We start from the raw sequence: 7,724 nt of genomic DNA, 5'->3' as shown, positions 1-7,724 counted from the left end.
GGTCAAGCAGGTCCGTGCTGCCGGCAAGGTCGAAGTCACCGACCCGGCGCTGAAGACGGCGATCGACGCCATCGACGCGCAGAAGTAATTTTCGTCACTTCAAAACAAAAAAAGGCGGCGCTGTTTGGCGTCGCCCTTTTTGTTTGTGCTCGATTTTCGAAAAATCGCGGCGCTTGGCTGCGAAATCAGCTGTTTTGGGTCTTGATGCCGTGCACGATCACCCGGATCGCCGCACGCAACGTCGCATCGTCCTCGTCGAGCCGTCCAGTGAGCAGGTGCACCCAGGCATAGGACGAGACCATGTCGGCGATCTGGGTCGGATCTACATCGGCAGCCACTTCGCCGCGTGCCTTGGCCCGCTCGATGATCTTGCCGGTATTGGCCCTGCGTCCAGCTGCATATTCGGCCAGCGCTTGGGCTGCAGCAGGATCGGATTGGGCCTCGGCCACCAGCGAGCGAAAGATGCCACCCGAGGGTGTTGCGCGCCAATGCGCAAACAGGCTCCTGGCAAAACCGAACAGGTCTTCTTCAATGCTGCCGCTGTCGGGGTAGGCGACATCGCCCTTCTGGCGTTGATAGACCTCGAGAAGCAGGGCTGTCTTGCTCGGCCACCAGCGATAGATCGTCGGCTTGCCGGCGCGGGCGCGGCGCGCGACCGCCTCGATCGAGAATCCGGCATGGCCACTTTCGCGCAGCACGGCTTCTGCCGCCTCAAGGATCGCCTCGGCGCTTTCAGGGCTGCGCCTCGCGCCGATCGATTTCCGCGCGCTGTCTACTTCAATGCTCATCTCGTTCTCCGGTTCGCGACAATCCTATACGACCTCTTGACGAAACGAAACGGCCCGTTTTATATAACGAAACGTTTCGTTCCGATGGAGATGGAAATGCCTGCTTCTTCAACCCGTTTTTCCCGCCCACGTTTCGCCCTCATGGTTTTGCTCGGCGTTTATCCGCTGATCACCGCACTTCTCTACGTCATCATGCCTTTGACCGATGGATGGTCGATCTGGCAGCGTACGCTTCTGATCGCCCCGCTGATGGTGGCTACGATAATCTGGGGTCTGATCCCTGCCATCCAGCGCCTGTTCCGCAGCTTCCTTAATCCAGCAGTGCATTGAGGTGGACCACGTCTTAGTGAGGTGAAAACGCCTTGCGAAGCCTCGCGCTATCGGGCAAACGGGGCCTGCATTCACCGTTTCCCGAGCCCGCAGAGGTTCCTCATGTCGACTACCGTTTCCCCGCTCGCACCAAAGAAATACCCCAAGATGCCCGCCATTGAAGGCGTGCGCATCGCGACCGCCGAGGCCGGCATCAAGTACAAGGGTCGCACCGACGTGCTCGCCATGGTGTTCGACGAGGGGACTGCGGCAGCAGGCGTGTTCACCCGCTCCAAATGCCCCTCGGCACCGGTCGACTTCTGCCGGGAGAACCTTTCGGGCGGCAAGGCGCGCATCCTGGTCGTCAATTCGGGCAATGCCAACGCCTTTACCGGCAAGAAAGGTCGCGAGACCACCACGCTGACCGGCCAGGCGGCGGCCAAGGCCGCCGGCTGCACGCCAGGCGATGTCTTCCTCGCCTCGACGGGCGTGATCGGCGAGCCGCTCGACGCCGGCAAATTCAGCCACCTGCTGTCCGGCATGGTCAAGGATGCAAGGCCCGACCAGTGGACCGAGGCCGCCAAGGCCATCATGACCACCGACACCTATCCCAAGGTGGTCACGGCGACAGTCAAGCTCGGCGATACAGACGTCACCATCAACGGCATCGCCAAGGGTGCCGGCATGATCGCACCTGACATGGCGACCATGCTGTCTTTCGTCGCCACCGACGCTCCGATTGCAGCTGAAGTGCTCCAGGACATGCTGTCGCGTGGCACTGCCAGCACGTTCAATGCGGTGACCGTCGACAGCGACACCTCGACCAGCGACACGCTGATGCTGTTTGCCACCGGTGCTGCGGCCAAGCGCGGCGCGCCGAAGATTTCCGATCCGAAGGACGCGCGGCTCGCCTCGTTCCGCCGTGCGCTCAACAAGATGCTCAAGACGCTCGCCCTCCAGGTCGTGCGCGACGGCGAAGGCGCACGCAAGCAGGTCGAAGTCACTGTCACCGGTGCCAAGTCGGCGCGCTCGGCCAAGCGCATCGCGCTGTCCATCGCCAATTCGCCGCTGGTCAAGACAGCGGTTGCCGGCGAAGATGCCAATTGGGGCCGCGTTGTCATGGCCGTCGGCAAAGCCGGTGAGCCGGCCGACCGCGACCTCCTGTCGATCTGGTTCGGCGACAACCGCCTTGCTCACAATGGCGAGCGCGATCCGAGCTATTCGGAAGCGGCGACCTCTGCCTATATGAAGGGCGATGACATCGTCATCCGCGCCGACATCGGTATCGGTCGCGGCAAGGCGACGGTGTGGACCTGCGACTTGACCAAGGAATATGTCGCCATCAACGGCGACTACCGGAGCTGATAGCCCACGTGAACCAGAACCGTCCGTCGCACGAACTCGCAATCGTCCGCCGCTACGAAGCGGCGGGTTTTCGCGCCTGGCCGGCGGCGGCTGTCCACTATGACGGCACCTGGCTGGTCAGGCTGACCGCGGGCCACCCGGCCAAGCGGCTCAATTCGGTCAATCCGCTCGACCCCGCCGACATCCGCAGCATTCCCGACCGTATCGCGCGTGCCAGCCGCCGCTTCGAGGCCTATGGCCGGCCGCTCACCTTCCGCATGTCGCCTTTGTCTGGGCCAGCGATCGCTGCCCATCTCGATCGCGAGCACTGGACCACCTTTTCGGAATCGCTGGTCATGCGGCTGTCGCTTGACGATGGCCTCGTCGACCACGCGATGGACCAGATCCCGCTCAAGGACATCGGCCGCTTTGTCAGCGCCTCCATGGCGGTGCACGGGATCGATGCGTCGCTGAGACCTGGCCTGTCCGAGATCATCGGCGCGATCCAGCCGGAGGCCGGCCTCTTCGTCCTGGAGCAGGATGAGCAGCCGGTGACATCAGTGATCTGCGTCCACGACAACGATCTTGCCGGCCTGTTCGAGATTGCCACCACCGAAGCCGAGCGCGGCAAGGGCTTTGGCCGCCGGCTGATCCTCTCTGCGCTGAAATGGGCGCGCCTGAGGGGTGCCCGTCAGGCCTGGTTGCAGGTCGAGGCCGCCAACGAAGGCGCCATTCGCCTTTATACCAAGATGGGCTTCAAGGAAGTCTATCGTTACCACTATCGCCGCCCGCCGGAGGCCTGATTTGACCGAACAGGGAAAACGCCTGCTCCTGGTGGCGGCTTGCGCGCTTGTCGATGCCGACGGACGCGTGCTTTTGGCCCAGCGACCTGAAGGCAAATCGCTGGCTGGCCTGTGGGAATTCCCCGGCGGCAAGGTCGAACCGGGCGAAACGCCCGAGCAAACGATCGTCCGCGAACTGCTTGAAGAAATCGGTATCGAGACCAAAGCGGCTTGCCTCGCACCGCTGACCTTTGCCAGCCACACCTACGACGATTTCCATCTGTTGATGCCGCTTTATGTCTGTCGCCGCTTCTGGGGCATCCCCGAGCCGAGGGAGGGCCAGGTGCTGAAGTGGGTGCGGCCGAAGCAGATGCGGGACTACCCCATGCCGCCTGCCGACGAGCCGCTGATCCCGTTCCTCATCGATCTATTGTGACCTGGCCATATTAGCCAGCGTTAAGGCAAAGTTCATCCAATCGTGAAAAATTGAATGGCTGCCGGCTGTGATCGGCTGCGCATCGACACGGCGTTGGGGGGCTTCGCCTATGCAGGCTGACAAGGAGTGGGACCTGATCCGCCCCGAGCGCCAGTCTTCGGCCGTCAGGGCGAGCGCTGGCATCCTGCGTGTCGCGTTGCTGTTTGGTTTTGCCGCAATCGCCCTTGCGCTTATCGCTACGCCTTATCTCGATGGCAAGGCGCGTATGCAGGTCGGCCAGGTGCGGTTCGATGGGCTCGACTACACCCCCACGGGCTCGATTAGCCGCAACTCGAGCTATACGCTGCGTCGCAGCGTGCTGCAGAAATCGCCCCAATCGGTTTGCATCATCTCGGAGAGCGGCGCGCGCAGCGGTCAGTGCTGACGACGCTCCAAGTCTTTGAATCTGCGCATCGTGCTTTTCGAAAGTCGATTCCGATGCGCTTGCTGCTTCATCACACGTTAAGCCTACGCCATTAACCTTTCTTAATCTGTCAAAGCTATGGTTTCTCCAACGAGAGGGGTGGGCGCGACCGATGATCTGGCGATTTCTGGGGGACGAAAAGGGTGCCACGGCGATCGAATACGGGTTGATCGCAACCCTGATCGCGGTGGCTATTGTCGGTGGCTTCGGGCAACTTGCGAGCCAGCTGGAATTCCTTTGGGGCGACAACAACAGCGAGATTCAAAAAGCGCTGAAGTGATTGACGCTACTTCTTGCCTTCCTCGCCGAGCACCTTGGCGAGCGATACCTGCGCTGAACCCGGCTTGAGCGGCTTTTGCTGCGAGGGATCAGGCGCCCATCCCGACAGCCAGATGAACGAAAAGCTTGCCCGCACGCGCCCGTCAGGGTCCGAAAAGCGTTCGGCATAAATCTCGGCAGCACGCTGGAACAGCCGCCGTGTCGCCGGCTTGCGCGATCGGTCGGAAAGCGAGCTGGTAACCCCCATCGCCCTGAGATCGGCCATCAGCCCGAACATCGTATCGTAGCGCACCGTTACCGTGTCGACATCGGCGACGGGCAGGGCAAATCCGGCCCGCTGCAACAGCCCGCCGGCATCGCGAACGTCGGTGAAAGGAATGACGCGCGGGCTGGCACCGCCGGATATCTCCGTTTCCGCCGCCAGTAGGCTTTCGCGCAACTCGACGAGCGTGCCAGCTCCCGCCAGAACGCCGAGAAACAGCCCGTCCGGCTTCAGCGCGCGTCTGATCTGGATCAGCTGGCCGGGAATGTCGTTGGCTTCCTGCAACGCCAGCAGCGACACGGCGAGATCGATGCTTGCCGGTTCCAGCGCGATGGTCTCGGGATCGGAGACGATACCCGGCCCACCGCCGAGAAAGCTCTTGTCGGCCTCGACGCGAACCAGTTCGGCGACCTTGCCGCTTGCGGCGAGCACCGCTGTCGCCGCTGGGCTGACCGAAAAGATCGCCGCGCCGCGCTCGAATTTGCGTTCGACAGTCGAAAGCCGCTCAGTGAGGTCTTCCGCCGCCCGCGCCATCAGGAAGTCGGCGCCGGCTGTGCCTTGCGCCAATGCGCGCCGGCGGTGCGCGATCACGAGATTGGCGTCGAAAATGGCTTGCACGTCAGGATGTCCTTGTTCGCCGGGTTTCTGTTATGGTCGCCCGACCTCAAACTGTCGTGGCCGATCCGATGCCGGAGATCAAGAGCCTCGCTTTGTCAGTCGCCGCATGGCCGGCGCGGATGCTGTTTCCGCCGGTATGCGCTGGTTGCCGCCGTCAGGTCACGCAGCCCGGCGCCCTATGCGGCGCGTGCTGGCCAAAACTGCGGTTTCTTGAAAAGCCGTGGTGCGAGGTGATGGGCACGCCGTTCAGCCATGATTTCGGCGCTGGCTTCCTCTCCGCAGAAGCCATCGCCGACCCACCGCCCTTTGCCAGGGCACGCGCCGCTGTCGCTTACTCCGGTGTCGCCCGCCGCATGGTGCAGGGCCTGAAATTCCATGACCGCACCGACCTCGCGCCATGGATGGCGCGCTGGATGCTGCGCGCGGGTGCCGAGCTCGTCGCCGACGCCGAAGTCGTTGTGCCGGTACCGCTGCATTGGCGCCGCTTCTTCTGGCGCCAGTTCAACCAGTCGGCGGAGCTTGGCCGCACCATTGCATCGCTCTCCGCTGTGCCTTTCGCGCCGACCGCTGTGCGCCGCGTCAAGCGCACGCGCCAGCAGATCGGCCTCGGCCAGCGCGAGCGCGAAGACAATGTGCGGGCGGCCTTCGCTGTGCCGCCTGAGGCCGAGATTGATATCAGGGGCAAGCGGGTGCTGGTCGTTGATGACGTCTACACCACTGGCGCCACCGTTGCGGCGGTCACCCGCGCGCTCAAGAAGGGCGGGGCGAGTGCCGTCGACGTGCTGACTTTCGCGCGTGTGCTGCCGGGGGACTTCCGGCCCGACGAGGCAGACACTATATAGTCGACCAAGGACAACGGATTTTCGCCATGGTCGATGTGACTATCTATACGCGCATGATGTGCAGCTACTGCACGGCGGCAAAGCGGCTTTTGGAACGCAAGGGCGTTGCATTCACCGAACATGACGCTAGCTTCTCGCCCGAGCTTCGGCAGGAAATGATCACGCGCGCCAACGGCCGCGCGACGTTCCCGCAGATTTTCATCGGAAACACCCATGTCGGCGGTTGCGACGACCTGCATGACCTCGATGCGCGAGGCAGGCTCGACCAACTTCTCACAACCGGCGCATAGACCTGAGGACGGACCATGGCGATTTTCAAGGCGGCAGCAGTGCAGATGCGTTCGGGCAAGGACCCCGAGCGTAACGCACGCGATTTCGAAGCACTGGTCCGCGAGGCCGCTGGCCTCGGTGCCACCTATGTGCAGACGCCCGAAATGACTGGCGCCATCATTGGCGACAAGGATGCGCGGGCCGCAGCCTTCACCTCGGAAGATCGCGACGTGATCGTGGCATCCGGCCGCAAGCTCGCCGCCGAGCTCGGCATCCACCTGCATGTCGGGTCGACCGCCATCGTGCGCGCCGACGGCAAGCTCGCCAACCGCGCCTTCCTGTTTGGCCCGGATGGCTCGACACTCGCCGTCTACGACAAGATCCACATGTTCGACGTCGACCTCGACAATGGCGAGAGCTGGCGCGAGTCCTCGGCCTATGAGCCGGGCACGGAGGCCGTCGTCGCCGACACCGCGCTTGCCAAGATAGGCTTTGCCATCTGCTACGATTTGCGTTTCCCCCAGCTGTTCCGCGCCGAGGCCCTTGCTGGCGCCGAGCTGTTGACTGCTCCGGCAGCCTTCACGCGCCAGACCGGCCTTGCCCATTGGCATGTGCTGTTGCGCGCGCGCGCCATCGAAAACGGCGCCTTCGTCATCGCTTCGGCCCAGGGTGGCAAGCACGAGGACGGCCGCGAGACCTTCGGTCACTCGCTGATCATCGATCCGTGGGGCCGCATTCTCGCCGAGGCCGCCCACGATGAGCCCGGCGTCATCATCGCCGAGATCGACACGCGTCATTCGGCTGACGCGCGCAAGAAAATCCCGAACCTCAAGAACGCGCGCGAATTCAACGTGTCGCTTCGTGGAGCGGGCGAGGGGGCGCTCAGGGGAGCCGCATCTTGATCCGCTTTTCGCTTCATTGCGACCGCACGCATGACTTTGAAGGCTGGTTCCGCAGCAATGACGACTTCGAAACCCAGCGCAAGCGCGGTTTTGTCTCCTGCCCGGAATGCGGCTCGCAGAAGATCGAAAAGGCGCTGATGGCGCCAGCCGTCTCGACCTCGCGCAAGCAGGAAAAGGTCGCGCTCGCCATGGGCGAGCAGCAGCGCAAGATGATGGCCGCACTTAAGGAGCTGTCCGAGAAGGTGCGTGAGAACGCCGAAAATGTCGGCGACAAGTTCGCCGAAGAAGCGCGCAAGATTCATTTCGGCGAGACCGAAGCGCGCGGCATCTACGGTGCTGCGACCATTGAGGAGGCCCAGGGCCTCGCCGAAGACGGCATCGAGTTCATGCCGCTGCCGGTGTTTCCTGACGACCGGAACTGACGCAGGC

12 protein-coding genes are annotated in these 7,724 nt (G+C 63.1%); 10 read left to right on the top strand and 2 right to left on the bottom strand.

The annotated features are described in order from the left end of the window. Positions 1-185: 185 nt before the first annotated feature. Positions 186-788, bottom strand: a complete 603-nt coding sequence (locus tag AC1DWF_RS15590; RefSeq protein WP_476786953.1) for a TetR/AcrR family transcriptional regulator — start codon at positions 786-788, stop codon at positions 186-188. Between the two features lie 96 nt (positions 789-884). Here AC1DWF_RS15590 and AC1DWF_RS15585 point away from each other — a divergent pair, with 96 nt between their 5' ends. The 6 genes from AC1DWF_RS15585 to AC1DWF_RS15560 all read left to right on the top strand — a co-directional run bounded on the left by AC1DWF_RS15585 (position 885) and on the right by AC1DWF_RS15560 (position 4,402). Beyond that, complete coding sequence (locus tag AC1DWF_RS15585) at positions 885-1,118, top strand: hypothetical protein (RefSeq protein WP_476789216.1); 234 nt, start codon at positions 885-887, stop codon at positions 1,116-1,118. A gap of 102 nt (positions 1,119-1,220) precedes the next feature. Further along, a complete protein-coding gene (argJ, locus tag AC1DWF_RS15580) occupies positions 1,221-2,462 on the top strand; it encodes a bifunctional glutamate N-acetyltransferase/amino-acid acetyltransferase ArgJ (protein ID WP_476785577.1) in 1,242 nt (413 codons plus the stop codon). An 8-nt stretch (positions 2,463-2,470) separates the two neighbouring features. Then, positions 2,471-3,244: a GNAT family N-acetyltransferase gene (locus tag AC1DWF_RS15575; protein WP_476785578.1), complete on the top strand. Its 774-nt coding sequence runs from the start codon at positions 2,471-2,473 to the stop codon at positions 3,242-3,244. A gap of 1 nt (position 3,245) precedes the next feature. Then, on the top strand, positions 3,246-3,659 hold the full coding sequence (locus tag AC1DWF_RS15570; RefSeq protein WP_476785579.1) for a (deoxy)nucleoside triphosphate pyrophosphohydrolase: 414 nt from the start codon (positions 3,246-3,248) through the stop codon (positions 3,657-3,659). A gap of 109 nt (positions 3,660-3,768) precedes the next feature. After that, positions 3,769-4,083: a hypothetical protein gene (locus tag AC1DWF_RS15565; protein ID WP_476785580.1), complete on the top strand. Its 315-nt coding sequence runs from the start codon at positions 3,769-3,771 to the stop codon at positions 4,081-4,083. Between the two features lie 151 nt (positions 4,084-4,234). After that, the gene (locus tag AC1DWF_RS15560) at positions 4,235-4,402 is read left to right on the top strand and encodes a Flp family type IVb pilin (RefSeq protein ID WP_476785581.1); all 168 of its coding nucleotides are present in this window, start codon (positions 4,235-4,237) and stop codon (positions 4,400-4,402) included. A gap of 6 nt (positions 4,403-4,408) precedes the next feature. Here the strand turns inward: AC1DWF_RS15560 and AC1DWF_RS15555 are convergent, their stop codons facing one another. Continuing rightward, the gene (locus AC1DWF_RS15555) at positions 4,409-5,281 is read right to left on the bottom strand and encodes a methyltransferase domain-containing protein (protein WP_476789218.1); all 873 of its coding nucleotides are present in this window, start codon (positions 5,279-5,281) and stop codon (positions 4,409-4,411) included. Between the two features lie 56 nt (positions 5,282-5,337). On the opposite strand from AC1DWF_RS15555, the gene AC1DWF_RS15550 reads away from it, so the two are divergent. Genes AC1DWF_RS15550 through AC1DWF_RS15535 form a run of 4 tightly spaced genes read left to right on the top strand, consistent with a single transcriptional unit; the run spans position 5,338 to position 7,717 of the window. Next, positions 5,338-6,123 carry a ComF family protein gene (locus tag AC1DWF_RS15550; protein ID WP_476804388.1) on the top strand — a complete coding sequence of 262 codons (786 nt, stop codon included), beginning with the start codon at positions 5,338-5,340 and terminating at the stop codon, positions 6,121-6,123. A gap of 26 nt (positions 6,124-6,149) precedes the next feature. Next, complete coding sequence (gene grxC / locus AC1DWF_RS15545) at positions 6,150-6,413, top strand: glutaredoxin 3 (RefSeq protein WP_476789219.1); 264 nt, start codon at positions 6,150-6,152, stop codon at positions 6,411-6,413. A gap of 15 nt (positions 6,414-6,428) precedes the next feature. Then, positions 6,429-7,295 carry a carbon-nitrogen hydrolase family protein gene (locus AC1DWF_RS15540; protein WP_476787113.1) on the top strand — a complete coding sequence of 289 codons (867 nt, stop codon included), beginning with the start codon at positions 6,429-6,431 and terminating at the stop codon, positions 7,293-7,295. Further along, a complete protein-coding gene (locus AC1DWF_RS15535; protein WP_476787112.1) occupies positions 7,292-7,717 on the top strand; it encodes a DUF1178 family protein in 426 nt (141 codons plus the stop codon). The genes AC1DWF_RS15540 and AC1DWF_RS15535 overlap by 4 nt, the downstream gene beginning before the upstream one ends. Positions 7,718-7,724: the final 7 nt, after the last annotated feature.

The sequence above is a fragment of the Aminobacter sp. P4_D5 genome (assembly GCF_056401815.1).
The sequence above is the reverse complement of the archived record's forward strand: the minus strand, read 5'-3'. Positions and strand labels throughout refer to the sequence as shown.